The organism is Pseudoduganella sp. GW821-FHT05F09 (genome assembly GCF_059419605.1).
In genome coordinates, this window is sequence record NZ_JBWKSD010000001.1 from 797,405 (window position 1) to 823,480 (window position 26,076).

The following is a 26,076-nucleotide window of genomic DNA, read 5'->3' on the forward strand; positions in this document are numbered from 1 at the left end:
GCGCGGCCCGGCCTTACAGCCAGGGGCGCGCGTTTGCCATGGCGCCGCCCAGCAGCTTGAGGCGGCCCAGCGACAGGCGGCCCCGCAGCAGCAGGCGCAGCACCTTGACGATGGTGCCGAGATTGCGCTGCACGCCCATGGAGGCGGGCACGTCGTCGCCCCAGGCCCAGATGCCGGACAGCTCCAGCGGCACGTAGTGGGTTTCATGGCTGGCGGTGAACATGTCGCCGTCGGTGTAGTGCTCGAATTCCATGCCGTCCGGGTCGTACCAGTAGTCGAACAGCTGGCTGCCCAGGATGTGGCGGCCTATGCCCCACATGTGGCGGTGCCCCTGGGCGCGCAGCACGTTCTGGCCCTGGCCGAGCGCATCCAGGTCGACCACTTCGTAGGCGCTGTGCTCGTACTTTTCCTCGATGCCGCCGGCCAGCACGAAGCTGTGGTGGTCGGCCGGGGTGTCGCCCAGGTCGAGCCGGAAGAAGGCCAGGTTGGGCGAGCCGTCGGCCAGGTACTGCACGTCGGTGGGGATCAGCCCCAGGTGGCTCATATACCAGGCGGCCATGCCGGCGAAGTCCACCGTCTGCAGCACCACGTGGCCCAGGCGCGCCACGGCGGCCGGTTCCAGCGGCGGGCGCACGGTGGCGTTCACGCGGCGCACGTCGCCGTGGCTGTTGGTCTGCGTGTGCAAGGGCGCGCGCAGCGGCAGCGCGGCCACCCGGTCCTGGCCGGTGACCAGCCAGAGCAGGTTGCCGGCCGGGTCCACCAGTTCCAGGCCGCTGCCGCCGCCGGGAATCTCGGCCGATTGCAGGCGCCGCGCGCCGCCCTGGGCTTCCACTATTTGCAGCTGGGCCTGGGAGGACACCGTGAAGGCCGCGCCCAGGTAGCGCGAGCGGGGGCCGGGCCGCGCCAGGTAGATGGCCGGCGCGCTGCCGTGGCCGCGCATCTGCAGCTGGCCGTCGCTGCGCGCCACGCGCAGCATGCCGAAGTCGGTGAGGAAGGCCTGGGCCGCGTCCAGGTCCGGCTTTTCGAACATCAGAAAAGCCAGGGACTCGGCCTTGGCCAGCGCCGCCGGCCGCTGCAGCGGCACTATGCCGTCCGGCAGGGCGCTTTGCGGATAGGACGGCGGCGTGCGCAGCGCGGCCGGGTAGGTTTGTTTCATGGGGGTCTCCTGTCTGATCCGCAGCACACAAGGGCTGCGGGTTTGTTTGCAATAGTGACAGTGCCGTCATAATGACTGGTGTGTCAAATAGAATTTGCGTACAATGGCCGCGAAGGACAACCATGACTACAGACGAAACACAGAACCACCGCACCCGCGTCGCCGCCAAGCGGCGCGAGAAAACCCGCGCCAGATTGCTGGAGAGCGCGCTGCTGGTGTTCGCCCAAAAAGGGCCGGGCGCCGTGATCGAAGACGTGATTGCCCGGGCGGGCATGGCGCGCGGCTCGTTCTACAACTACTTCCGCACCAATGAGGAATTGCTGGCCGCCGTGGCCAATGAGATCAATGACGAACTGCTGCGCGCCATCGATCCGGTGGTGCTGCGTTGCGACGACCCGGCCGAGCGCATCGCCTGCGGCACCCGGCTGCTGCTGCACGCGGTGCGGCGCTTTCCGCTGTACGGCAGCTTCATGGCGCGCCTGCCTTTCCCGGCCGCCAACAGCAGCCTGCTGGGCGCGCGCTTTCTGGCGCGCGACGTGGAGCAGGGCGTGGCGGCGCGCCGCTTCGGCGACATCGGCCAGCGCGTGGGCGCCGACATGCTGGTGGGCGTGATGCTCAGCGCGGCCTGCTCCACGGCGCGCGAACCGCTGGCGCCGGACTATCCGGACGCCAGCGCGCGCGCCATGCTGCGCGCGCTGGGGCTGCCCGAGGCGGAGGCGGCGCGGCTGACGGCGCTGCCGCTGCCGGCCTTCGAACTGCCGCAGGCCTCGCTGCTGCGGCGCACCCAGCTTTTCAGCGGCGAGGCCGATCTGGTATGATCGCGTTTTCGTCAAACTGACAGCTAACTCAACCTTACCCGGAGCGCCCATGGCCGACAAACCCACTGACCACCGTCCCCGCGTGGCCGCCGAGCGGCGCGAGCGCATGCGCAGGCGCCTGATCGAGAGCGCCATGATCGTGTTCGCCGACAAGGGCGTCGGCGCCAGCGTCATTCCCGACGTGGTGGCGGCGGCCGAGGTGTCGCAGGGCTCGTTCTACAATTATTTCCGCACCAACGAGGAACTGCTGGTGGCCGTGGCCGATGAGCTGAGCGGCGAAGTGGTGCAGCTGATCGAGCCGGTGGTGGGCGGCGTTGCCGACCCGGCCGCGCGCGTGGCCACCGCCTTCCGCTGCTATCTGCACCTGGCGCGCAGCAACCGCCTGCTGGCGCGCTTCCTGGCGGCCGCCGGCATGCGCATGCTGGTGCAGAACAACGCCACCTTCCGCTACCTGCCTGCCGACCTGCAGGAAGGGCAGCAGCAGGGCGTGTTCGCGCCCGGCCCGCTCGAGATCCTGCTCGACCTGGTGGGCGGCGCCGGCATGGCGGCGCTCGACCGCATGGCGCGCGGCCGCGTGGCCAAGGACTATCCGGACCAGATCGCGGCGGCCATGATGCGCATGCTGGGCATGGGCATGGAGCAGGCCGCGCAGCTGACCACGGGCGCCTTGCCCAAGCTGGTGCCGGCCGCCGATTCCCTGCTGGCCCGCGCCCAGGCCCGCGCCGCCGCCCAGGCGCCGGCTGCTGCCTGAGCGGCCCCTCTCTCCCTCCGCGCTTCTCCCCCTTCCTTCGCTGCCGTTCCGGTTTTTTCCGGCTGGCCCGTGCCCCCGCACGGCGCCGGCCGCGCCGTGCTTGCCGATCAAACTGTATTCAATGTCAATCTGTATTAAACGTCATAATGACAATTGCGTCGTTATGGTATATAGTTCAGATCACCTGACATTGGAGGACTTTTCAAGTGAACCTGAATTTTAGAAAAGCGGCCCTGGCCGCAGCGCTGGCGGCCCTGCTGGCCGGCTGCGCCAAGGAAGCGCCGCCCCGGCACGAGGAAGTGCGCCCGGTGCGCACCATGGTGGTGGGCGAAAGCAGCGGCACCGTAGGCGCCAGCTACTCGGGCGAGATCCGCGCCCGCTATGAAAGCCAGCTGGGCTTCCGCTTCGGCGGCAAGATCGTGGCGCGGCTGGTGGAGGTGGGCAGCCATGTCAAGCGCGGCCAGCCGCTGCTGCAGCTCGATCCGGCGCAGGAAACCCTGCAGCTGGCCGCCGCCAGCGCCGAGGTGGACGCGGCGCGCAGCCGCGTGGGCCAGGCCAAGGTGGACGTGCAGCGCGCCGAGAGCCTGCTGGCGCGGCAGTTTGCCTCGCAGGCCGAGGCTGACCACCAGCGCCTGGCGCTGCAGCAGGCCGAGGCGCAGCTGCGCGCGGCGCTGGCGCGCCAGCAGCTCAACGCCAACCAGCGCGGCTACACCACCCTGGTGGCCGACCGCGACGGCGTGGTCAGCGCGCTGCGCGCCGAAGCAGGCCAGGTGGTGGCCGCCGGCCAGCCGGTGGCCGTGGTGGCGGCGGACGGCGAGCGCGAAGTGGTCATCAGCGTGCCCGAGGCCCGCGTCGAGGAACTGCGCCGCGCGCGCCAGCTGCAGGTGGGCGTGTGGGCGCATCCGGGCAAGAGCTGGGGCGGCACGCTGCGCGAGCTGGCGCCGGACACCGACAGCGTGACGCGCACCTATTCCGCCCGCATCGCCATTGCCGATCCCGATCCGGCGCTGCTGCGCCTGGGCATGACGGCCTCCGTGCTGGCGCCCGTCGTGGACGGCCAGCGCGCCATCCGTCTGCCGCTGACGGCCATCGTCGACGGCGGCGGCCAGCGCAAGGTGTGGGTGGTGGACGCCAAATCGCAGCGCGTGGCCGCGCGCGAGGTCAAGCTGGGCAGCGCGCAGAACGACAGCGTGCTGGTGACCGGCGGCCTGAAAGGCGGCGAAACGGTGGTCACGGCGGGCGTGCACATGCTGCAGCCGGACCAGCGCGTGCTGCTCGCCGGGGGCGCGAAATGAAGGGCGTGAACCTGTCCGAATGGGCGCTCAAACACCAGCAGATGATAGCCTTCCTGCTGTTGCTGCTGTCGCTGACCGGCATCCTGGCCTACCGCAGCCTGGGCCAGAAGGAAGACCCTGACTTCACCATCAAGACCATGGTGGTGCAGGTGAACTGGCCCGGCAGCTCGGCCCAGCAGATGGCCGACCAGGTGACCGACCCGGTGGAGCGCAAGCTGCAGGGCGTGGCCGAGATCGACTACATGTCGACCTACGTCAAGCCGGGCGAGACCCAGATCAAGATCAATCTGCGCGAAGCGGTGCCGCCGTCGGCCGTGCCGGACGTGTGGTACCAGGTGCGCAAGAAGCTGGCCGACATCAACCACACCTTGCCGCAGGGCGTGCAGGGGCCGTTCTTCAACGACGAATTCGGCGACACCTTCGGCAATATGTACGCCCTGACCGGCGACGGCTTCGACTACGCCGACCTGCGCAAGATGGCCGACGCGGCGCGCAACGAGTTCCTGCGCGTGGGCGACGTCAACAAGGTCGACCTGGTGGGCAAGCAGGAGGAGCGGGTGTTCGTCGAGATGTCGACCGCCAAGCTGGCCTCGCTGGGCGTGGACCCGGCGCTGATCGCCGCCACGCTGGCGCAGGCCAACGCGGTGGCCGCCGCCGGCACCGTGCAGACGGCCGCCGAGCAGGTGCGCCTCACCGTCAGCGGCGAGTTCGACTCGGTGGACGGCATCCGCGCCATCGGCATCCGCGCCGGGGAGCGCACCTTCCGCCTGGGCGACATCGCCGAGGTGCGGCGCGGCTTTGCCGAACCGGCCGTGATGCGCATGCGCTTCAACGGCCAGCCCGCGCTGGGCCTGGCCGTGAGCATGCGCAAGGGCGGCGACGTGATCAGCCTGGGCCGGCAGCTCGACGAGACGGTCAAGCGCATCCAGGCCAGCCTGCCGGTGGGCGTGCAGATCCACGCCGTGAGCGACCAGCCGCGCGTGGTGGAGCACTCGGTGCATGAATTCAAGAAGAGCCTGGCCGAAGCGGTGCTGATCGTGCTGGCGGTGAGCTTCTTCTCGCTGGGCGTGCGCAGCGGCCTGGTGGTGGCGCTGTGCATTCCGCTGGTGCTGGGCATGACCTTCCTGGCCATGTGGATCATGGGCATAGACCTGCAGCGCATTTCGCTGGGCGCGCTCATCATCGCCCTCGGCCTGCTGGTGGACGACGCCATCATCGCAGTGGAAATGATGGCGCTCAAGCTGGAGCAGGGCTGGGACAAGACCCGCGCGGCAACCTACGCCTACACGGCCACCGCCTTCCCCATGCTGACCGGCACCCTGATCACCGCCGCCGGCTTCCTGCCGGTGGGCTTCGCCAAGTCCGGCACCGGCGAGTATGTGTATTCGCTGTTCCAGGTGGTGGGCATCGCCCTCATCCTGTCGTGGGTGGTGGCGGTGCTGTTCACGCCCTACATCGGCTTCAAGCTGCTCAAGGAGGAAGCCCACGCCCACCACGACGAGAACGCGGTCTACCAGCGCGGCTTCTACCTCAAGTTCCGCAAGGTGGTGGACTTCTGCCTGCGCCGCCGCGGCTGGGTCATCGCCGCCACGCTGGCCGCCTTCGCCGCCTCGCTGATGCTGTTCAAGGCCGTGCCGCAGCAGTTCTTCCCGTCCTCGGACCGTCCCGAGCTGATGGTGGACCTGTGGATGCCCAAGGCCTCCACTTTCGCGGCCAGCGAGGGCGAAGTGCGCGAGCTGGAACGCCAGCTCAAGGCGGACCCGGACATCGAAGCGGTGACCAGCTTCGTGGGCGAGGGCGCGCCGCGCTTCTACCTGCCGCTGGATGTGCAGACGCCCAACCTGAACCTGGGTGAAATGATGGTGATGACCAAGGGCGGCGAGGCGCGCGAGCGCGTGGTGGCCAAGCTGCGCAAGCTGCTCGACGAGCGCTTTGCCAATGTGCGCGGCCGCGTCAACCGCCTGGAGAACGGCCCGCCGGTCGGCTATCCGGTGCAGTTCCGGGTGTACGGCAACGACCCCGCCAAGGTGCGCGAGATCGCCGCTAAAGTGAGCGCCGTCGTGCGCAGCGAGCCGCACGTGCGCGCCGTGAATGAAGACTGGGCCGAGCGCGTCAAGCGCATGCGCGTGGACGTGGACCAGGACAAGGCCCGCGCCCTGGGCGTGAGCTCGGTGCAGATCAAGGCCGCGTTGCAGGCGTCGCTGTCCGGCACGCCCATCACGCAGTACCGCGAGGACGACCAGTCCATCGCCGTGACGGCGCGCCTGGTGGAAGCCGAGCGCTCCGACCTGAACAACCTGAAGGACGCCAGGATCTATCTGCGCGAGGGAAAATTCGTGCCGGTGTCGCAGGTGGCGCGGCTGTCGCTGGACAGCGAGGAGAGCGAAATGTGGCGCCGCAACCGCATCCCCACGCTGACCGTGCGCGCCGACATCGCGGGCGCCCAGGCGCCGGACGTGACCAACGCCATCTGGCCCAAGCTGGAGGCGCTGAACAAAGAGCTGCCGCTGGGCTACGGCATCGAGACCGGCGGCGCGCTGGAGTCCAGCGCCAAGGCGCAGGCCTCGGTGTTCGCCGTGATGCCGGTGACCGTCATCGTGGTGCTGCTGCTGTTGATGGTGCAGCTGCAGGACATGAAGAAGATGGCGCTGGTGCTGCTGACCGCGCCGCTCGGCCTGATCGGCGTGGCGCTGGTGATGGCCGCCTTCCAGATCCCGTTCGGCTTTGTGGCCATGCTGGGCGTGATCGCGCTGGCCGGCATGATCATCCGCAATTCGGTGATCCTGGTGGTGCAGATCGACGAGGACGTGTCCCAGGGCACGCCGCTGTGGGACGCCATCGTGGAGTCGGCCGTGCGTCGCCTGCGCCCCATCGTGCTGACCGCGCTGGCGGCCATCCTGGCCATGGTGCCGCTGACGCACTCCGTGTTCTGGGGGCCGATGGCCTGGGCCATCATGGGCGGCCTGGCGGTGGCCACGCTGCTGACGCTGTTTTTCCTGCCCGCGCTGTACGCGGCCTGCTACCGCGCCGTGCGCCCGGTGCGGGCCTGAGGAGATCGAGATGAAGATAAAGATGAAGATGAAAGCCCTGCCGGCGGCGCTGGCCCTGGGCCTGCTGCTTGCGCTGCCGGGCGGCGCGGCGCGCGCCATGGACGTGGCGGAAGCCTACCGCCAGGCGCTGCGCAACGACCCGGCCAGCCTGGCCGACGAACAAGCGCTTGCGGCGGGACGCGAGAAGGCGGTGCAGGGCGACGCGCTGCTGCTGCCGCGCGTCAGCCTGCAGGCCGGCGTGAACCGATTGCATTACCGCCAGAACGGCGACGGGGCGGCGCAAGCCGCGCTGCAGGCTTCCGGGCTGGCGGCCGGCACCGCCAGCGGTACCACTTCGCAGGCCGGCGTGCAGCTGGTGCAGCCGCTGTACGACATCGGCGCGGCCGCCGGGCGGCGCCAGCTGCACGCGCAGACCGCGCTGGCGCAGACCCAGTTCGCGGCGGCGCGCCAGCAACTGGCGCTGCGCGTGGCGCAGGCCTACTTCGGCGTGCTGGTGGCGGAGGAGACCCTGCGGGTGGTGCAGGCCGAGCTGGCCGCCGTGGGCCGCCAGCGCGAACGCGCGCAGGCCCGCTTTGAGGTGGGCCAGGACCGCGTGACCGACGTGCATGAGGCGCAGGCGCGGCTGGACGCCGTGGCCGCGCGCGAAGTGGCGGCGCAATCGGTGCTGGAGCTGCGCCGCGCGCAGTTCCGCGAAACCACGGGCGCGCCGCCGGAGCACCTGGCGCCGCTGGCCTCCCGCTTTGTGCCGCGCGCGCCGGAGCCGGCCGCGCTGGCCGAATGGCAGGCGCGCGGCGCGGCCGGCAGCCCGCTGGTGCAAGCGCGCCTGTCCGAGCAGGCCATGGCGGGCGCCGAGCTGTCCAGGCACAGCCTGGCGGCCCGGCCCACGCTGGATCTGGTGGCCAGCTACGGCGCGCGCCAGCAGCATGGCAGCCTGTCGCCGCTGGTGGCGCCGGACGGCGACCGCAGCGGCTCCATCGGCCTGGTGCTCAACGTGCCGCTGTATGCCGGCGGCGCCCTCGATTCGCGCCAGCGCGAGGCGGTGGCCCGGCTGGGCCAGGCCGGCCAGCAGCTGGCTGCGGCGCAGCGCGACGTGCGGCTGCAGGTGCAGGAAGGCTATCTGGCCGTGGCCACCGGCGTGTTCCGCGTGGCGGCCCAGGAGCAGGCGCTCGCTTCGGCGCGCAGCGCGCTGGAGGCCACCACGCGCGGCCGCGACGTGGGCACGCGCACCGCGCTGGACGTGCTGGACGCCCAGCAGCGCCTGTTCGCGGCGGAGCTGGAACTGGTGCAGGGCCGCGCCGACTATTTGATGGGCCGTCTGCGCCTGGCGCTGGCGGCCGGCGGCCTGGACGAGGACAGCCTGAACGGGCTTGCCCCCTGGCTGGAGCGCTAGGACTGCGCGCGCGGTCACCGCGCGCAAACGCATATGCGTAGATGAATATGCGCCCGCCCCGCACACGTCCGCCGGCGGGGAGGCGCTTACCGAACAGGGCGGCTTAGCAATCAGCAGGAGACAGCACATGAAACTGAACATTGCGCAGTTTGCCCAACTGGCCCGCAACGCCGGCCAGGCCGGCCGCCAGCGGGAGCGCCCGTCCGAGGCCTTTCAGGCCGCCATTGATTACTTCCGGCTCGATGTCGGGCGCCAGCGCGAGCCTGCCGGGCCGTCCCAGGCTGTCCGGCCGGACTCCGGCGCATGCGCGCCGGCCCCCCTCAATCCAAGCAAATAGCGAGAGCAGCATGCGACAAAACCTTCCCGTCACCAGCGTCGAATATCCGCTGGCGGACGGCAAATACATCGTGTCCAAGACGGACCTCAAGGGACGGATCACCTATGTGAATCCCTACTTCATCGAAGTGAGCGGCTTTTCCGGGCAGGAGCTGGTCGGCGCGCCGCACAACCTGGTGCGCCATCCGGACATGCCGCCCGAGGCCTTCGAGGACATGTGGCGCACGCTGCGCGCGGGCTTGCCGTGGAACGGCGTGGTGAAGAACCGCCGCAAGGACGGAAGCTACTACTGGGTGGACGCGAGCGCCACGCCGCTGCAGGAGGGCGGCGCGGTGACGGGCTATTTGTCGGTGCGCCGCAAGCCCACGCGCGCCCAGGTGGAAAGCGCCGAACGCATCTACCGCAGCATCCGCAGCGGCAATCCGCAGCGGCTTGCGCTGCACCAGGGGCAGGTGGTGCGCAGCGGGCTGGCCGGACTGGCCTCGCGCGTGCTGGCTTCCTCGCTGCGCTTGCGCATCGCCGGCGCGCTGGCCTTGATCGCCTTGCTGTTCGCCGCCGTCGGCGTGGCGGGCCTGACGCAGCTGGGCGGCGGCCTGGGCGCTTTCTTCGCCGGGGCCGGCGCGCTGGGCGTGGCGGCGATAGCGCTGCTGGAGTTCACGGTGCGGCACGGCGTCGGCATCCCCATGCAAAGGGCGATCGCGGCCGCGCGCGCCATTGCGGGCGGGGACCTGAGCCAGAACATCGCCACCACCCGCAGCGACGACGTGGGCCAGATGCTGCGCGCCATGCAGCAGATGAACGTGAATCTGCTGGCCATGATGGGCGACGTGCGCGGCAACGTGGACACCATGGCCGCCGCCACGCGCGAGATCGCCGACGGCAATATGGACCTGTCGGTGCGCACCGAGCGCCAGGCCACCAACCTGGAGGACACCGCCTCCAGCATGGAGCAGCTGGCCCTGGCCGTGCGCCAGAACGCCGGCAACGCCCAGGCGGCCAGCCAGCTGGTGGGGCAGGCCTCGGTGGTGGCGGCGCGCGGCGGCGAGGCCGTGGCGCGGGTGGGCGCCACCATGCTGGAGATCAGCAAGGCGGGCAAGCGCATCGAGGACATTATCGGCCTGATCGACGGCATCGCCTTCCAGACCAATCTGCTGGCCCTGAACGCGTCGGTGGAGGCGGCCAAGGCCGGCGAGCAGGGGCGCGGCTTTGCCGTGGTGGCGGCCGAGGTGCGCTCGCTGGCGCAGCGTTCGGCCGGCGCGGCCAAGGAAATCAAGCGCCTGATCGACGACACGGTGCGGCGCCTGGAAGCGGGCAACCGCCAGGTGGCCGACGCCGGCGACACCATGGCCGGCATCGTCGCGGCGGTGCGGCAGGTGGACGGCATCATGGCCGACATGGCGCAAGCCAGCGCGGAGCAGAGCAGCGGCATCGACCAGATCAACCATGCGGTGGCCGACATGGACAGGAACACCCAGCAGAACGCGGCCCTGGTGGAGCAGTCGGCGCAGGCCGCCGGCAGCCTGCGCGAACAGGCCGACCACCTGCGCGCGGCGATCGCCGTGTTCAGGCTGACGGCCGCCGCCCCCGAGGGCGGGCGCCGCGTGCTGCCTTTCCCCGCCGGAGGCCGCCGCCCGCGCGCGGCCACGCCGCCTTCCAGCGTGGCCTACACCCGCCGCTAGCACGGCGGGCGGCGGCGGGTGTGGCAAAAGTTGCCTTTCGTGGTTCGTCTTATGTCTTATAGAAGACTTGTTGAGGTACAATAGCGCACAGAACTGGCGGATGCGTCCCGGCGTCCGCCGCTATTAACCGAAACTGAAGGAGTTTTTCATGCTAGCTGCCTACCGCGACCACGTCGCCGAACGTGCTTCCCTCGGCATTCCCGCGCTGCCGCTTTCCGCTGCCCAGACCTCGGAACTGGTCGAACTCCTGAAAAACCCGCCGGCCGGCGAAGAAGCCTTCCTGGTCGACCTGATCACCTACCGCGTACCTGCCGGCGTGGACGACGCCGCCAAGGTCAAATGCGCCTTCCTGGCCGCTGTGGCCAAGGGCACTGAAACCAGCCCGCTGGTGTCGCGCGAACTGGCGACCCGTCTGCTGGGCACCATGCTGGGCGGCTTCAACATCAAGCCTATGATCGACCTGCTGGACGACGACGTCGTCGGCCAGGTCGCGGCCGAAGGCCTGAAAAAGACCCTGCTGATGTTCGACTACTTCCACGACGTGAAAGAGCTGGCCGACAAGGGCAGCGCACGCGCCAAGGAAGTGATCCAGTCCTGGGCCGACGCCGAGTGGTTCACCTCGCGTCCTGAAGTACCGCAAAGCCTGACCCTGACCGTGTTCAAGGTCTCCGGCGAAACCAACACCGACGACCTGTCGCCGGCGCCCGACGCCACCACCCGTCCGGACATTCCGCTGCACGCGCTGGCCATGCTGAAAAACCCGCGTCCAGGCATCAATCCTGAAGAACCGGGCAAAATCGGCCCGCTGAAGCAGCTGGAAGCGCTGAAAGCCAAGGGCAACCTGGTCGCCTACGTGGGCGACGTGGTGGGCACCGGCTCGTCCCGCAAGTCCGCCACCAACTCGGTGCTGTGGTTCACCGGCGAAGACATTCCTTTCATCCCGAACAAGCGTTTCGGCGGCGTGTGCCTGGGCGCCAAGATCGCCCCTATCTTCTACAACACCATGGAAGACGCCGGCGCGCTGCCGATCGAACTGGACGTGTCGCAGATGGAAATGGGCGACGTGATCGAACTGCGTCCGTATGACGGCAAAGCGCTGAAAAACGGCATCGTCATCGCCGAGTTCACCGTCAAGTCCGACGTGCTGTTCGACGAAGTGCGCGCCGGCGGCCGCATTCCGCTGATCATCGGCCGTGGCCTGACCACCAAGGCGCGCGAAGCGCTGGGCCTGGCGCCGTCGACCCTGTTCCGCCTGCCGCAGAACCCTGCCGACAGCGGCCGTGGCTACTCGCTGGCCCAGAAAATGGTGGGCCGCGCATGCGGCATGCCGGAAGGCCAGGGCATCCGCCCAGGCACCTACTGCGAACCGAAGATGACCACCGTCGGCTCCCAGGACACCACCGGCCCGATGACCCGCGACGAGCTGAAAGACCTGGCTTGCCTGGGCTTCTCGGCCGACCTGGTGATGCAGTCCTTCTGCCACACCGCCGCCTACCCGAAAGTGGTGGACGTCAAGACCCACCGCGAACTGCCCGCCTTCATTGAAAACCGTGGCGGCGTGGCCCTGCGTCCGGGCGACGGCGTGATCCACTCGTGGCTGAACCGCCTGCTGCTGCCGGACACCGTGGGCACCGGCGGCGACTCGCACACCCGTTTCCCGATCGGTATCTCCTTCCCTGCGGGTTCGGGCCTGGTGGCCTTCGCGGCCGCCACCGGCGTGATGCCGCTGGATATGCCGGAATCGGTGCTGGTGCGCTTCAAGGGCGAAATGCAGCCCGGCGTCACCCTGCGCGACCTGGTCAACGCCATTCCGCTGTACGCCATCCGCCAGGGCATGCTGACCGTGGACAAAAAGGGCAAGAAGAACATCTTCTCCGGCCGCATCCTGGAAATCGAAGGCCTGCCCAAGCTGAAGGTCGAGCAGGCGTTCGAGCTGTCCGACGCGTCGGCCGAGCGCTCCGCCGCCGGCTGCACGGTGCACCTGGATAAAGAGCCTATCATCGAGTACATGAACTCGAACATCACGCTGATGAAGTGGATGATCGCGACCGGCTACCTGGACAAGCGCACCCTGGAGCGCCGCATCCACGCCATGGAAGCCTGGCTGGCCAACCCTGAACTGCTGGCGCCGGACGCGGACGCGGAATACGCCGCCGTCATCGAAATCGACCTGGCCGACATCCACGAGCCAGTGGTGGCCTGCCCGAACGATCCGGACGACGTGAAGACCCTGGGCGAAGTGGCCGGCGCGAAGATCGACGACGTGTTCGTCGGCTCCTGCATGACCAACATCGGCCACTTCCGCGCCGCCTCCAAGGTACTGGAAGGGAAGTCCGACATTCCAGTGCGCCTGTGGATCGCGCCGCCGACCAAGATGGACGCGCAAGTGCTGACCTCGGAAGGCCACTATGGCACCTTGGGCCGCACCGGCGCGCGCATGGAAATGCCGGGCTGCTCGCTGTGCATGGGCAACCAGGCGCAGATCCGCAAGGGCGCCACCGTGATGTCGACCTCGACCCGCAACTTCCCTAACCGACTGGGCATCGACACCAACGTCTACCTCGGTTCGGCCGAGCTGGCGGCGGTATGCTCGGCCCTGGGCCGCATTCCGACCAAGGCGGAATACATGTCGCACATCGGCGTGATCGCCGACAACGCGGACGACATCTACCGTTACATGAACTTCGACCAGATCGAAGAATTCCGTACCGTGGCAGACTCCGTGCAGATGTAAATCCAGGCACTCCGCAAAAAGCCCCTGAAATTTCAGGGGCTTTTTTTTCGCGGCAGCGAAAGCAGGGCCAGCTGGGCCGCGCCAAAGCCGGCCACGGCGGCCAGCGCGCTTGGCCCCACAGGCCCAAGGCGGAACAGCTGGGCCAGCGGCGGCACATAGATGGCCGCCGCCAGCAGCGCCAGCGCGGCGCCGCACAAAGTCCAGAGCATGCGGTTTTCGCCGCGCAGCACCCGGCTGCGCTCCGATCCGTAGTTGCGGCTGGCCAGCATGAGCAGCAGGTTGCCCGTCACCAGCACGGCGAAGGCGATGGTGCGCGCGCTGTCGGCGGGCAGGGCGGTCAAGGCCCATGCATAGGCCGCCGCAGTCAGCGCTAGCGTGCACAGTCCCTGCTGCATCGCCAGCAGCAGTTCGCCGCGCCCGAAGATGGGCGCGCCGGCCTTGCGCGGTGGCCGCTGCATGAGGCCGGGATCTGGCGGCTCGTTCTCGAACGCCAGTGAGCAGGCCGGGTCGATAATCAGTTCCAGGAACACGATGTGCATGGGGTAGAGCACGGTGGGCCAGCCCAGCAGTACGGGCAGCAGCGCCATGCCGGCGATGGGCGCGTGCACCGCCATCACATAGGCCAGCGATTTGCGCATATTGGAATAGATGCGGCGGCCCGCTGCGATGGCCTGCACGATGGAGGCGAAGCGGTCGTCCAGCAGCACCATGGCGGCCGCTTCGCGCGCCACGTCGGTTCCGCGCCCGCCCATGGCAATGCCGACGTGCGCGGCCCGCAGGGCGGGCGCATCGTTGACGCCGTCGCCGGTCATGGCCACGATGTCGCCGCCGGCCTGCAAGGCGCGCACGATGCGCAATTTCTGCTCGGGCGCTATGCGGGCGCAAATGCTGGCGCCGCGCAGCCGGACGGCCAGCTCGGCGTCGTCCAGGTTAGCCATTTCGTCGCCGCTCAGGATGGCGCCTTCCGCCATGCCGGCCTGGCGGCCTATCGCGGCGGCCGTGGCGGGGTAGTCGCCGGTCACCATCAGCAGCCGTACCCCGGCGGCGCGGCAGGCCTGGACCGCTGCCGGCACGTCGGCGCACAAGGGGTCGCGCAGGGCGATCAGGCCGGTGTATTGCAGGTCCAGGCCTGCCGCGCTGGCGGGCCAGCCCGCCGCCGGCATCGCCGCCAGCCGGGCGCTTGCCAGGGCCAGCACGCGCAGGCCGTTGCCGGCCATGGCCTGCGCCGCTTGCTGCATGGCGCGCAGTCCGGGGCCGTCCAGGCGGCACAGCGCGGCGACGGCTTCCGGCGCGCCTTTTGCTGCAATCACATAGCCGCTGCCGCTGTGCCAGACATGGCAAACGCAGCGCGTGGCGGCCGAGAAGCCGTATTCATACGCCAATATCCAGTCAGGGTGCAAATGCGCGCTGCCGGCAAGGGCCGCCTCGCCCAGATTGTGGATCGCCTGTTCCATAGGGTCTGCCGCTCCCGTGCTGCTGGCCAGCATGGCGCATTCGGCGGCGGCGTGGAATGGCTCGGGCAGCACGGGCCGGGCTGGCTGGGAGGGCAGGTCCAGCCGCGCCCCGTCCGCAGTTTGCAGGGCCGCCACCTGCATGCGGTTTTCGGTCAACGTGCCGGTCTTGTCCATGCACAGCACGGTTGCCGCGCCCAGGGTGTCGAGCGCGGCCAGGCGCCGCGTCAGTACCTTGGCATGGGCCAGCCGCCAGGCGCCGAGGGCCGGAAAGACCGTCAGCACTACGGGGAATTCCTCCGGCAGGGCGGACATGGCCAGGGCGATGCCGGCCAACAGCGCTTCCAGCCATCGCCCATGCTGGTAGCCGGCCAGCAGCACCAGCAGTACGCTCATCGCCAGGCCCAGCACGGCAAAGCGGCTCGCCAGCCGTTGAACCTGGCGCTGCAGCGGTGCGGCCTCGGGCTCCAGTCCATGCAGCGCGGCGCCGATGCCGCCCATGGCGCTGCGCGCGCCGGTGGCGGTGACGCGCACCAGGCCGTGACCCTGCACCACCAGGCTGCCCGCGTAGACGAAAGGCAGGCCGTCGCCGCCGGGCGGAGCGGGCGGCAGCGCTTCGGCCACCGGCTGCTTCTGCACGCTGACGGCTTCGCCGGTCAGCAGCGATTCGTCGGCCAGCAGGCCGGGGCCGGACAGCAGCTGGCCGTCGGCAGGCACGCGGTCGCCTTCGGACAGCAGGAGCAGGTCGCCCTCGACCAGCTCGCTGCTGTCGATCCGGCGGCGCTGCCCGTCGCGCAGCACCAGCGCCTGCGGATTGCTCAGCTTGCGCAGGCTCTCCAGCGCGTGCGCGGTCTTGCCTTCCTGGTACAAGGTCATGCCCAGCGTGGCGGCGAACATCGCCAGCAGCACCATGCCCTCGGCCGGTTCGCCCAGTATCAGGTACAGGACGGCGGCGGCCAGCAGCAGAACGAACATGGGTTCGCGCGCGCTGCGGCCCAGGATGCGCTTCCAGGCCGCGCCATCCCTGGGCATGGCGTTTGGGCCGTCGCGCTGCAGGCGGCTGGCCGCTTCCGCGCTTGCCAGTCCTTCATGCTGCTGTATGGGTGCTTGCGCTGTGGAGTTCATTCTGCCGATGGTAGCAAGGAGGTCAGCGCGATTTGTTGATCTGGATCAAATTGCAGCCATGCCGCCCGATCCGCAAACCAGCTTGGGATGCCGCGCTGGTAAGGGTAAATTTGATCCAGATCATGGATCGGGGAGCGGCCGGCGGTCATAGTTGGCCATGATTAACGATTTGCAGGAGCAAAGTATGCGCAGCACATTCCCCCAGGGGACCATGATAGCCGCCGATGTTATGGCGCGCCTGCTGGTGACAGTGGGGCCTGAAGCGACGCTGCACCGCGCCGTCAGCCTGATGCTGAAACACCGCATCAGCGGTTTGCCGGTGGTCGATGCGGCCGGCAAGCTGCTGGGCGTCTTGTCGGAGAGCGACCTGCTGCGCCGCACGGGGGCGGGCCGCGACTGGAACGGGGCTGACTGCCTGGCCGGGGACGCGATGACCGCGCCAGCAATCAGCGTTGCGCCCGACACCCCGCTGCAAGAGGTGTCGGCGCTGATGGAGAAGCACCATATCAAGCGCGTGCCGGTTCTGCGCGACGGCCGCCTGGATGGCTTGGTCAGCCGCGCCAATCTGGTCCAGGCCATGCTGCGGCAACTGCCGGTGGCGGGCCCGGCGCCGCAGCGCGCTGGGGATCGGGGCGATGCCGCCGAAAGCGCGGGACAAGGCGGCTCGCTGAGCCTGGTGGGCACGGCGGCGCTGGAGCTGGACGCCGATATCGGCGCGCTGGGCATCGCCTTGATCGACATGCTCAGCCTGCGCAGGTCGCAGCGCTTGTTCAGCACCAGGGAATTGTCGCGCTACAGGCTGTCGCGGCTGTTGTGGGCGGCGTTCGGCATCAACCGGCCCGCCGATGGCTGCCGCACAGCGCCTTCGGTGTCCAACGCCCAGGAAATTGATGTCTACGTGGCGCTGGCCAGCGGCTGGTACCGCTACGAGCCGGTCGCGCCATCGCTTATCCTTTGCGGCCGGGAGGACATCCGCGCCGCGACGGGCAAGCAGGACTTCGTGGGCAGCGCGCCCGTGAATCTGCTGTACGTTGCCAATCTGGAGCGGCTGGCCAGCGAAGACCACGCCGCGCGCCTGCTGCACGCCGGCATAGACGCGGGCCATATCAGCCAGAACGTCTACCTGTTCTGCGCGGCCGAAGGCATGGCTGCGGTGGCGCGCGCGTGGTTCGACCAGGCCGAACTGGCGCGCGTCATGGGCTTGCTGCCGGGCCAGCGCGTCATCCTGGCGCAGACCGTAGGCTATCCGGCCGGGCATGACGCCGAACCGCCGCCCAAAGAGAGCGTGGCGTATTAGTGCGACATCAGGACAGGCGCCGGCATGCTGGCCAGTAATGTCCTGGTAACGCCGCCCAGCAGCGTTTCGGCGAGCCGGCGGTGTCCATAGCCGCCCATCACGATCAGGTCGTCGCGGGTTTCCCTGGCGATGGCCAGCAGGGCATGGCCTAGCGGCGCGACGGTATGCTCGCAGCGCACCTTGGCACGCACCCCGTGCCGCGCCAGGAACTGCGCCATGGCCGGACCGGGCGCAGGGGCGCCCCCTTGCGCATGGCGCGCATCGTTGAGCAGCAGCAGGGTCGCATCCTGCGCCATTTTCAGGAGCGGCAAGGCATCGCGGATGGCCCGCGCCGCCGCGCGGCTGCCGTCCCAGGCCAGCAGCGGACTGCGGAAGGGCGGCGCGGCGGCTTTGAAGGCGCTGTCGCGGCTGGGCACCAGCAGCAGCGGGCGGCCGCAGCGCAGCAGCAAATTCTGGGGCAGGTCGCGGATTGCCCCGTGCGGATCTTCCTCCGGTCCGCCCTGGCTCAGTACGACGAGATCGTGGAAGGCGGCCTGGTGCAGCAGGGCCTCTTCCGCCACATCGTTTGCCAGGCGCGGCGCATATTGGCGCAGGCCGCAAGCCAGTGCGGCCGCTTCGAACTCCTCCAGGCCCGCGCGCGCGTCTGCGCGCCACAACGCCAGCCGCTCGGCGGCCTGCGGCGGCAGGCGCGCGGCGTCGGCGGGCAGCGCGTAGCGGGACACGCCCGTGCAGGCCAGCCCTGTCAGGTGCGCATCGCACGCCAGCGCGAGCCGCGCCGCCAGCGCCATGCGCGCGGCGGCGTGCGGCGACAGGCTGGCATGCACCAAAATCCGTTTGTATGCCATGGACACTCCTTTGAGGGGCGATGCGCCGCCGTTCAATGCGACATCAGCACGGGCAGCGTCATCGATTGCAGTACCCGGCGCGTCACGCCGCCCAGGATGATCTCGCTCCAGCGCTGGTGGCCGTAGGCGCCCATCACCAGCAGGTCGGCGCTCAGGTCGGCCGCCAGCGACAGCAGGGCGCTGCCGACGTCGATGCCGTCCGCCGTGGCGTGCTGCTGCACCTCCACTTTCACTCCGTGCCGCGCAAGGTAGAGCGCTATATCGGCGCCGGGCACGTCGCCGTGCACGCCGTACTGCCGCTCCGCGTCGAACACCGCCAGCGTGACCTGGGCGCTGCGCTTGAGCAGCGGCAGCGCGTCGGTGATGGCGCGCGTGGCGGCGCGGCTGCCGTCCCATGCCACCAGCGCATGCCGGTCGAGATGCGTAAAGACGCAGGCGTAAGGCACCATCAGCACCGGCCGGCCGCCGTTCAGCGCCACATACTCGGGCAGGCTGCGCAGCAAGCGCGGGCCGCTGGTGTCGGGGCTGGTCTGGCTCAGCACCACCAGATCGGCGTAGTGCGCCTGCTGCACCAGGCCGAAGTCCGGGTCGTCGTCGGTGTAGCGGGTTTCATAGCTGATGGCGGCGGCGCTGGCCAGCTTGTCGAACTGCGCCAGCGCCAGCCGGTTGTCTTCCTTCACTTTGTCGAACACTTCCTGCGGCACCGGTGCGCCCCAGGTCATGCCGCCGCTGCGGTAGAAGTCCATGGCCAGGCCGGACAGCGCCGCGCCGGTCAGGTGGGCTTCCTGCCTGCGCGCCAGCTCGGCAGCGAACTCGATGCGCGCTGTGGCGTGGGATGATTGATCCACATGGACCAGGATGGATTTGTATGACATGGCAAGCTCCTTGAAATTCGCCGCATGCAATCGATGGGAGAGAGTTTCAGGCTACCAAAGCCCATGCGGAATTTTTATGATGCAGATCAAATTTGCCCGCATCGGCCGCCGCCGGCCCTTTTTGGCGAAAACTTTGATCTGCATCAAGTTCCGGGGCTGACGCGCCCGCAGGCGGCCGATAGAGTGATGTGGCCGCTTAACAGGACGGCCATGCCGTGCCGTCCTGCAGCGTGCACACTGGGGGACGACCATGCAACTGCAATTCCTGGGGGCGACCGGCACCGTGACCGGTTCCAAATATCTGCTCACCGCCGGCGGCGCGCGCATGCTGCTGGACTGCGGCCTGTTCCAGGGCTATAAGAACTTGCGGCTGCGCAACTGGGCCGACCTGCCGGTGGCGCCTGCGGACATCAACGCGGTGGTGCTGACCCACGCCCACCTGGACCACAGCGGCTATCTGCCGCTGCTTGTCAAGAACGGCTTCCGGGGCAGGATTTATTGCAGCGAAGCGACTTTCGACTTGTGCAAGCTGCTGCTGCCCGACAGCGGCCGCCTGCTCGAAGAGGAGGCCGGCCACGCGAACCGCCACGGCTATTCCAAGCATGCGCCGGCGCTGCCGCTGTACACCGAGCACGACGCGCTGAACGCGCTGCGCTATTTTTCACCGGTGCCCTTCGGCAGGACGTTCGAGATCTGCGGCAAGCTGTGCGGCCAACTGGCGCTGGGCGGCCACATCCTCGGCGCGGCCATCGCCACGATAACCGACGGCACCCGCACGGTCACCTTTTCGGGCGACCTCGGGCGTTTGCACGACGCCATCATGGCCGAACCCAGCCATGTCGCCCGCTGCGACTACCTGGTGCTGGAATCGACCTACGGCGACCGCCTGCACGACCCCGCCGATCCCGCCGTGCTGCTGGGCGAGACCATACGCCAGACGGCCGCGCGCGGCGGCGTCACCATCATTCCTGCCTTCGCGGTCGGACGCGCCCAGTCCATCCTGTACGCCATCCACCAGCTCAAGCAGCAAGGCCGGCTGCCGGCGTCGCTGCCGGTGTACCTGAACAGCCCCATGGCCACCGACGCCACGGCGCTGTACCAGAAGCACCGCAAGCTGCACCGGCTGGACCACGGCCAATGCCAGGCCATGTGCCACGCGGCGCACATCGTCAACAGCGTCGAGGAATCGATTGCGCTCAACCAGCGGCAGCTGCCCATGGTGATCATCGCGGCCAGCGGCATGGCGACCGGGGGCAGGGTGCTGCACCATCTCAAGGCCTTCGCCGGCGATCCGCGCAACACCGTGCTGTTTGTCGGCTTCCAGGCCGGCGGCACGCGCGGCGCGGCAATGCTGGCGGGTGTGCCCGAGATCAAGATCCACGGCGAGTACGTGCCACTGCGCGCCAGCGTGCGTCAGATCGACAACCTGTCGGCGCACGCCGACGCGGGGGAAATCCTGAGCTGGCTGGGCCATTTCCAGCAGCCGCCCAAACGCACTTTCATCACGCATGGCGAACCGGCCGCGGCCGACGCGCTGCGCCACCGCATCGAGGAGCAATTGCACTGGGACTGCCGGGTGCCGGACTACCTGGAACGGCAGGAGCTGGCGTGAAGCGCGCGGCAGATGGCGGTGCGCCCATGGCCGGGCTGCTGCTGCACCGGCTGGGCATCGACACCTACCAGGAGCCCGTGGTCTACTTGCGCAGCGACAGCCCGGTATGCAAGTCGGAGGGCTTCGAGGCGCGCTCGCGCATCGAGGTCTGGCGCGGCGACGCGCACATCCTGGCCACGCTCAACGTGGTGCACGGCAGCCTGATCGGCCTGTACCAGCTGGGTTTGTCGGAAGCGGCCTGGCGCGCGCTGGGCGGCGCCGACGGCGAGCCGCTGCGGGTGGCGCACGCGCGGCCGGTGCTGTCGCTGTCGGCGGTGCGGGCCAAGATCTACGGGCGGCCGTTGGGGGCCGAAGCGGCCGCCGGCATCGTGCGCGACGTGGCGGACGGACGCTACTCGGAAATCGAACTGGCGGCGCTGATCACCGCCTGCTCCGGCGACCGCATGGACCTGGCCGAGACCATCGCGCTCACGCGCGCCATGGTGGCGGCCGGCCAGCGCCTGCAGTGGCCGGGCGGGCTGGTGCTCGACAAGCATTGCGTAGGCGGCTTGCCGGGCAACCGCACCACCTTGCTGGTGGTGCCCATCGTCGCCGCCTGCGGGCTGACCATACCCAAGACGTCCTCGCGCGCGATCACTTCGCCGGCCGGCACCGCCGACACCATGGAGACGCTGGCCCCGGTGGCGCTGGACCTGCCCGCCATGCGCCGGGTGGTGGAGCGCGAGGGCGGCTGCATCGCCTGGGGCGGATCGATGTCGCTCAGTCCGGCCGACGACATGCTGATACGGGTCGAGCGTCCGCTCGGCCTGGACAGCGACGGCCTGATGGTGGCCTCGGTGCTGTCGAAGAAGGTCGCGGCCGGCTCCACCCACGTGGTGATCGACATGCCGGTGGGGCGCACGGCCAAGGTCAGGTCGGCGCAGGCGGCAGGCGCGCTGGCGGAGCGCTTCACCAGCGTGGGCGAGGCACTGGGCATCGCCGTCAGCGTGGCCGTCAGCGACGGCAGCCAGCCGGTGGGGCGGGGCATCGGGCCGGCGCTGGAGGCCTGGGACGTGCTGGCGGTGCTGCAGAACCAGGCCGGCGCGCCGCAGGACCTGCGCCAGCGCGCCTTGACGCTGGCGGCCAGCTTGCTGGAACTGGGCGGCAAGGCGGATGCCGGGCAGGGCCTGGCGCTGGCGGCCAGTGTGCTCGACAGCGGCGCGGCCTGGGCAAAGATGCAAGCCATTTGCGCCGCCCAGGGCGGCATGCGCGAGCCGCCGCGCGCCGCCTATACCCATGTGCTGCCCGCGCTGCACCTGGGCCATGTCACCGCCATCGACAACCGCCGCCTGGCGCGCCTGGCCAAGCTGGCGGGCGCGCCCAAGGCGCCGGCGGCGGGCCTGGAGCTGCATGCGCCGCTGGGCACGCTGGTGCGGCCGGGCCAGCCGCTGCTGACGCTGCACGCCGAATCGCCCGGCGAACTGGCCTACGCCTTGGCATACGCGGAGAGCGAGGACACCATCTTTACGATACAGGAGGGCTTATGAACGTTATCGTGGCGGCGCTGCCCGGCGCCGAAGCGCTTGCCGCCGCCCTGCGCGCCGGCATGGGAGGCGAGGACGGGCAGCTGCTGCTGCACCGCTTCCCCGACGGCGAGACCTGCCCGCAGTGGGGCGCCAGCCTGGCCGGCCGGGACGTGGTGCTGGCGGCGGCGCTGGAGCGGCCGGACGACAAGATCATGGCGCTGTACCTGAGCGCCTGCGTGGCGCGCGAGCTGGGCGCGCGCAGCGTCGGCCTGGTGGCGCCCTACCTGCCCTATATGCGGCAGGACGCGGCGTTTGCGCCGGGCCAGGGCGTCACGTCGCGCCACTTCGCCCGCCTGCTGGGCGGCTGCTGCGACTGGCTGGCGACGGTCGATCCCCATCTGCACCGCCACGGCAGCCTGTCCGAGCTGTACGGCATCGCCACCGAGGTGGTGCCGGCGGCACCGCTGATGGCGCGCTGGATCGCGGGCAATGTGCCGCGGCCGGTGCTGGTGGGGCCGGACCAGGAGAGCGGGCAGTGGGTGGCGCAGGTGGCCGCGGCCGCCGGCTGCCCCTATACCGTGTTGAGCAAGGTGCGCACCGGCGACCGCGAGGTGGCGGTGTCCGTGCCGCAGCTGGCCGAACTGGCGGGCGGGACGCCGGTTCTGGTGGACGACATCGTGTCGACCGCGCGCACCATGATGGCGGCGCTGGCGCAGCTCAAGGCAGGCGGCTTTGCCGCGCCGGTCTGCGTCGGCGTGCATGCGCTGTTTGCCGGCTGCGCCTATGCCGAGCTGCTGGCGGCCGGCGCGGCGCGCGTGGTCACCTGCGACACGGTGCGCCACGCCAGCAACCGCATCGCGCTGGGCGCCCCGCTGGCCGCCGCCGCCGCGCGCCTGCTGCACCAGTTGAACCAGCAGCGCTGACAATTCAGACGCGCATGTTCTCCACCATGTAATCGATGAACACGCGCAGCTTGGGCGAAGCGTAGCGGCTTGCGGGCCACAGCATGGAGAAGGTCACCGTCTGGTCCATATAGCCGTCCAGGATGGTCTGCACCCGGCCGGCCTTGAGATCGTCGGCGATGATGAAGGTGGGCAGGAAGGCGATGCCTTCGCCGCGCAGCAGCGCGTAGGTGATGGCTTCGATGGTGCTGCAGGTCATGCGCTCCTTGAGCTGCGGCTCGGCTTCGCCGGCGGCAAGCTTGAAGGGCCAGCGCTCTATCCGTCCGCTGGCGGGGAATTTGTGCAGCAGGCAGGCGTGCTGCGCCAGCTCGCGCGGATGGGACGGCACGCCGTGCCGCTCCAGATAGGCCGGCGCGGCCACCACCACCTGCGGGCAGCTGCCGATGCGGCGCGCGGCCAGGCGCGAGTCCTCCTGGGTGCCGGTGCGGATCACGGCGTCGAAGCCTTCTTCTATGATGTCCACCATGCGCTCGGACAGGTCGATGTCCAGCGCAATCTCCGGATAGCGCTGCATAAAGCCCGTCAGCGCCGGCATCACCAGGCCGGTCAGCTGCGGTGTGCTGACGCGCAGGCGCCCGCGCGGCGCGCCCGACATCTCGGACAGCTCCGCCTCCGCCGCCGCCACCTCGCCGAGGATGCGGCGGCAGCGCTCCAGAAACAGCTCGCCCTCCGTGGTCAGCGTGATGCTGCGGGTGCTGCGGTGGAACAGGCGCACCGCCATCTTTTCCTCCATGCGGGCGATGCTTTTGCCCACCGCCGAAGAGGACACGCCGAACTGCCTGGCGGCCTTGGTAAAGCTGCGCGTGTCGGCCACGGTCACAAATATTGAAATGCCGCTGAGGCTATCCATGGAGGCTATTCCGGAAGTTTTTGTCCGATATCTTGGGAAGGCCGGCCCGTTTATCTTTGCCGGCCAGCCCCGTACATTGTCGGCATGGCGTATGCCTTTCCTTTTTATCCTATCCTATTCGAGAAGACCATGTCCAAACTAATGTCTGAAGTAACCGTCGGCGCTTTCAATTTCTCCCACCGCGTGGTGCTCGCGCCGCTGACCCGCATGCGCGCCGAAGCGGGCGCCATGCCGGGCCCGCTGATGGCGGAATACTATGCGCAGCGCGCGTCCCAGGGCGGCCTGCTGATCGGCGAAGCCACCATCGCCGCCGAGAACGGCAACGGCTACCTGGGCGCGCCCGGCCTGTACGACGACAGCCAGATAGCCGGCTGGAAGCAGGTTACCAGCGCGGTGCACGCCAAGGGCGGCAAGATCTTCCTGCAGCTCTACCACGCTGGCCGCCAGTCGAACAAGGACGTGCAGCCGGCCGGCAGCATCCCGGTTGGCCCTTCGGAAGTGCCGCACGGCGGCGTGGCCTACACCACAGAAGGCTGGGTGCCCAACACGCCCAACCGCGAGCTGTCCATTGCCGAAATCGAAGGCCTGGTCGAAGCCTTCCGCCAGGCCGCCATCCGTGGCAGGGAAGCCGGTTTCGACGGCGTTGAGATCCACGCCGCCAACGGCTACCTGTTCGACCAGTTCCTGCAGGACGGCAGCAACAAGCGCACCGACATCTACGGCGGCTCGTTCGAAAACCGCGCCCGCTTCCTGCTCGACACCACGCGCGCCATCATCTCGGTCTGGGGCAGCGGCAAGGTGGCAGTGCGCATAGGCCCAAGCGGCAGCTGGGGCGACATGTCGGACAGCGATCCGGAAGGCCTGTTCACCTATGTGGCGCAGCAGCTTGCGCCGCTGAACCTGGCCTATCTGCACCTGATCGAGCCGCGCATCGCCGGCAATATCGAGGACGAGAGCAGGGACCAGGCGCCGGTGGCCGCGCAGCTGATACGCAAGCACTACAAGGGCGCCATCATCGCCGCCGGCGGCTTCAGCCAGGCTTCGGCGGAAGCCATTTTGCAGGCGGGCGACGCCGACATGGTGGCTTTCGGCCGCCACTTCATCGCCAATCCCGACCTGCCGGAGCGCTTCCGCAACGGCTGGGCGCTGAACGCCTATGACCGCCCCAGCTTCTTCGGCGGCACGGAAATCGGCTACACCGATTATCCCTTCCACCAGGCCGCCTGAGTTGCGGGGGCCGGGCTGTGGTTTGCCCTGGTGCTTTGTTGCGTATGAGGCAGCACTGTGTGCCCCTGTACAGGCCTACCGGCCCGCGCCCTGACTCTCTACGATAAAGACGTGCAATTTGCTGCCAGTCGCCCGACTGGTTGGCCCCGAGCAGGGCCGTCTTTAAGGAGAGTCATGATGTTTACCGTAGATAAAAACGCGCGTGCCGAACACACCGAGGAACTGGTCCCGTCCCGTTACGCACTGCAGGTTGGCGAGATCGACGTGCTGGTGGTCAGCGACGGCGTGTTGCCGCTGCCCACCGCCACCATGGCCACCAACGCCACGAAGGCCGACTTGTCGGCCTGGCTGGATCACATGTTCATGCCGCAGGAGGCGTTCGACTGGCCGCTCAATGTGCTGGTGGCGCGCAGTGGCGAGCAGATCATCCTGGTGGACACAGGCCTGGGTTCGCAGTTCTCCGGTTTCCCGCGCGCCGGCCAGTTCCCCGCGCGGCTGAAGGCCGCCGGCATCGACCTGTCGTCCGTGACGGACGTGGTCATCACCCATATGCACATGGACCACGTGGGCGGGCTGCTGGCCACAGGCGTGAAAGAGCAGCTGCGCCCGGACGTCCGCATCCACGTGGCGGCGGCCGAAGTCGAATTCTGGGACGCGCCGGATTTCACCCGGACCTCCATGCCCACGCCGGTGCCGAATGTGCTGCGCTCAACGGCCGCCAGCTTTTTGAAGGAATATCGCGGCAATCTGCATATCTTCCAGGAGCGCCATGAGGTGGCGCCGGGCGTGGTGGTGCGCCTTACGGGCGGCCACACGCCGGGGCATAGCGTGGTGGATCTGGCGTCCGAAGGCGAGCTGCTGACCTTCGCCGGCGACGCCATGTTCCCGGTCGCCTTCGACCACCCCGAATGGCACAACGGCTTCGAGCACGACCCGGTGGAGTCGGAGCGCGTGCGGGTCGGGCTGTTCCGCGAACTGGCCCGGAACGGCGGCCTGCTGGTAGCCAGCCACCTCCCATTCCCCTCCGTCGGCCGCGTGGCCGTCGACGGCGACGCTTTCCGCTGGGTGCCTGTCATCTGGGACTTCTGAGCGGCGGCCGGAAAAATCGGCCGCCCCAA

The 26,076-nt window shown here is 69.1% G+C and carries 19 protein-coding genes; 14 read left to right on the top strand and 5 right to left on the bottom strand.

Features of this window, described 5'->3' with window-relative positions; genetic code table 11:
• Nucleotides 1-13 precede the first annotated feature (13 nt).
• Nucleotides 14-1,156 (bottom strand): VOC family protein, encoded by a 1,143-nt coding sequence (locus AC07S4_RS03425; RefSeq protein ID WP_494985249.1) that lies wholly within the window; start codon nucleotides 1,154-1,156, stop codon nucleotides 14-16.
• A gap of 122 nt (nucleotides 1,157-1,278) precedes the next feature.
• Between AC07S4_RS03425 and AC07S4_RS03430 the strand changes: the two genes are divergently transcribed.
• The 8 genes from AC07S4_RS03430 to AC07S4_RS03465 all read left to right on the top strand — a co-directional run bounded on the left by AC07S4_RS03430 (nucleotide 1,279) and on the right by AC07S4_RS03465 (nucleotide 13,209).
• Nucleotides 1,279-1,974, top strand: coding sequence for a TetR/AcrR family transcriptional regulator (locus AC07S4_RS03430; protein ID WP_494985250.1), 696 nt, complete (start codon nucleotides 1,279-1,281; stop codon nucleotides 1,972-1,974).
• A 49-nt stretch (nucleotides 1,975-2,023) separates the two neighbouring features.
• Nucleotides 2,024-2,725, top strand: a complete 702-nt coding sequence (locus AC07S4_RS03435) for a TetR/AcrR family transcriptional regulator (RefSeq protein ID WP_494985251.1) — start codon at nucleotides 2,024-2,026, stop codon at nucleotides 2,723-2,725.
• A 206-nt stretch (nucleotides 2,726-2,931) separates the two neighbouring features.
• Nucleotides 2,932-4,020 (top strand): efflux RND transporter periplasmic adaptor subunit, encoded by a 1,089-nt coding sequence (locus AC07S4_RS03440; protein ID WP_494985252.1) that lies wholly within the window; start codon nucleotides 2,932-2,934, stop codon nucleotides 4,018-4,020.
• The gene (locus AC07S4_RS03445; protein WP_494985253.1) at nucleotides 4,017-7,070 is read left to right on the top strand and encodes an efflux RND transporter permease subunit; all 3,054 of its coding nucleotides are present in this window, start codon (nucleotides 4,017-4,019) and stop codon (nucleotides 7,068-7,070) included. Before AC07S4_RS03440 ends, AC07S4_RS03445 begins: the two co-directional genes overlap by 4 nt.
• Before the next feature lie 10 nt (nucleotides 7,071-7,080).
• On the top strand, nucleotides 7,081-8,460 hold the full coding sequence (locus AC07S4_RS03450) for a TolC family outer membrane protein (RefSeq protein WP_494985254.1): 1,380 nt from the start codon (nucleotides 7,081-7,083) through the stop codon (nucleotides 8,458-8,460).
• A gap of 127 nt (nucleotides 8,461-8,587) precedes the next feature.
• Nucleotides 8,588-8,797: a hypothetical protein gene (locus AC07S4_RS03455; protein ID WP_494985255.1), complete on the top strand. Its 210-nt coding sequence runs from the start codon at nucleotides 8,588-8,590 to the stop codon at nucleotides 8,795-8,797.
• A 10-nt stretch (nucleotides 8,798-8,807) separates the two neighbouring features.
• Nucleotides 8,808-10,475 carry a methyl-accepting chemotaxis protein gene (locus AC07S4_RS03460; protein ID WP_494985256.1) on the top strand — a complete coding sequence of 556 codons (1,668 nt, stop codon included), beginning with the start codon at nucleotides 8,808-8,810 and terminating at the stop codon, nucleotides 10,473-10,475.
• A gap of 148 nt (nucleotides 10,476-10,623) precedes the next feature.
• Nucleotides 10,624-13,209: a bifunctional aconitate hydratase 2/2-methylisocitrate dehydratase gene (locus tag AC07S4_RS03465; protein ID WP_494985257.1), complete on the top strand. Its 2,586-nt coding sequence runs from the start codon at nucleotides 10,624-10,626 to the stop codon at nucleotides 13,207-13,209.
• Between the two features lie 32 nt (nucleotides 13,210-13,241).
• On the opposite strand, the gene AC07S4_RS03470 is transcribed toward AC07S4_RS03465, so the two are convergent.
• The gene (locus AC07S4_RS03470) at nucleotides 13,242-15,785 is read right to left on the bottom strand and encodes a cation-translocating P-type ATPase (protein ID WP_494985258.1); all 2,544 of its coding nucleotides are present in this window, start codon (nucleotides 15,783-15,785) and stop codon (nucleotides 13,242-13,244) included.
• Between the two features lie 184 nt (nucleotides 15,786-15,969).
• Here AC07S4_RS03470 and AC07S4_RS03475 point away from each other — a divergent pair, with 184 nt between their 5' ends.
• Entirely contained in the window at nucleotides 15,970-17,082 is a 1,113-nt protein-coding gene (locus AC07S4_RS03475; protein WP_494985259.1) for a CBS domain-containing protein, read from the top strand.
• On the opposite strand, the gene AC07S4_RS03480 is transcribed toward AC07S4_RS03475, so the two are convergent.
• Both AC07S4_RS03480 and AC07S4_RS03485 read right to left on the bottom strand, forming a co-directional pair.
• On the bottom strand, nucleotides 17,079-17,927 hold the full coding sequence (locus tag AC07S4_RS03480) for a universal stress protein (protein WP_494985260.1): 849 nt from the start codon (nucleotides 17,925-17,927) through the stop codon (nucleotides 17,079-17,081). The genes AC07S4_RS03475 and AC07S4_RS03480 overlap by 4 nt on opposite strands.
• Before the next feature lie 32 nt (nucleotides 17,928-17,959).
• Nucleotides 17,960-18,802 carry a universal stress protein gene (locus tag AC07S4_RS03485; RefSeq protein ID WP_494985261.1) on the bottom strand — a complete coding sequence of 281 codons (843 nt, stop codon included), beginning with the start codon at nucleotides 18,800-18,802 and terminating at the stop codon, nucleotides 17,960-17,962.
• A 250-nt stretch (nucleotides 18,803-19,052) separates the two neighbouring features.
• On the opposite strand from AC07S4_RS03485, the gene AC07S4_RS03490 reads away from it, so the two are divergent.
• The 3 genes from AC07S4_RS03490 to AC07S4_RS03500 are packed head-to-tail and all read left to right on the top strand — an operon-like array spanning nucleotide 19,053 to nucleotide 22,842.
• Nucleotides 19,053-20,414, top strand: a complete 1,362-nt coding sequence (locus AC07S4_RS03490) for an MBL fold metallo-hydrolase RNA specificity domain-containing protein (RefSeq protein WP_494985262.1) — start codon at nucleotides 19,053-19,055, stop codon at nucleotides 20,412-20,414.
• A gap of 26 nt (nucleotides 20,415-20,440) precedes the next feature.
• Nucleotides 20,441-21,940, top strand: coding sequence for a thymidine phosphorylase family protein (locus tag AC07S4_RS03495; RefSeq protein WP_494985608.1), 1,500 nt, complete (start codon nucleotides 20,441-20,443; stop codon nucleotides 21,938-21,940).
• Entirely contained in the window at nucleotides 21,937-22,842 is a 906-nt protein-coding gene (locus AC07S4_RS03500) for a ribose-phosphate diphosphokinase (RefSeq protein ID WP_494985263.1), read from the top strand. Before AC07S4_RS03495 ends, AC07S4_RS03500 begins: the two co-directional genes overlap by 4 nt.
• Nucleotides 22,843-22,846: 4 nt before the next feature.
• On the opposite strand, the gene AC07S4_RS03505 is transcribed toward AC07S4_RS03500, so the two are convergent.
• On the bottom strand, nucleotides 22,847-23,731 hold the full coding sequence (locus AC07S4_RS03505) for a LysR family transcriptional regulator (RefSeq protein WP_494985264.1): 885 nt from the start codon (nucleotides 23,729-23,731) through the stop codon (nucleotides 22,847-22,849).
• 129 nt (nucleotides 23,732-23,860) lie between these two features.
• Between AC07S4_RS03505 and AC07S4_RS03510 the strand changes: the two genes are divergently transcribed.
• The gene (locus tag AC07S4_RS03510) at nucleotides 23,861-24,958 is read left to right on the top strand and encodes an alkene reductase (protein WP_494985265.1); all 1,098 of its coding nucleotides are present in this window, start codon (nucleotides 23,861-23,863) and stop codon (nucleotides 24,956-24,958) included.
• Between the two features lie 177 nt (nucleotides 24,959-25,135).
• Complete coding sequence (locus tag AC07S4_RS03515) at nucleotides 25,136-26,047, top strand: MBL fold metallo-hydrolase (RefSeq protein ID WP_494985609.1); 912 nt, start codon at nucleotides 25,136-25,138, stop codon at nucleotides 26,045-26,047.
• Nucleotides 26,048-26,076: the final 29 nt, after the last annotated feature.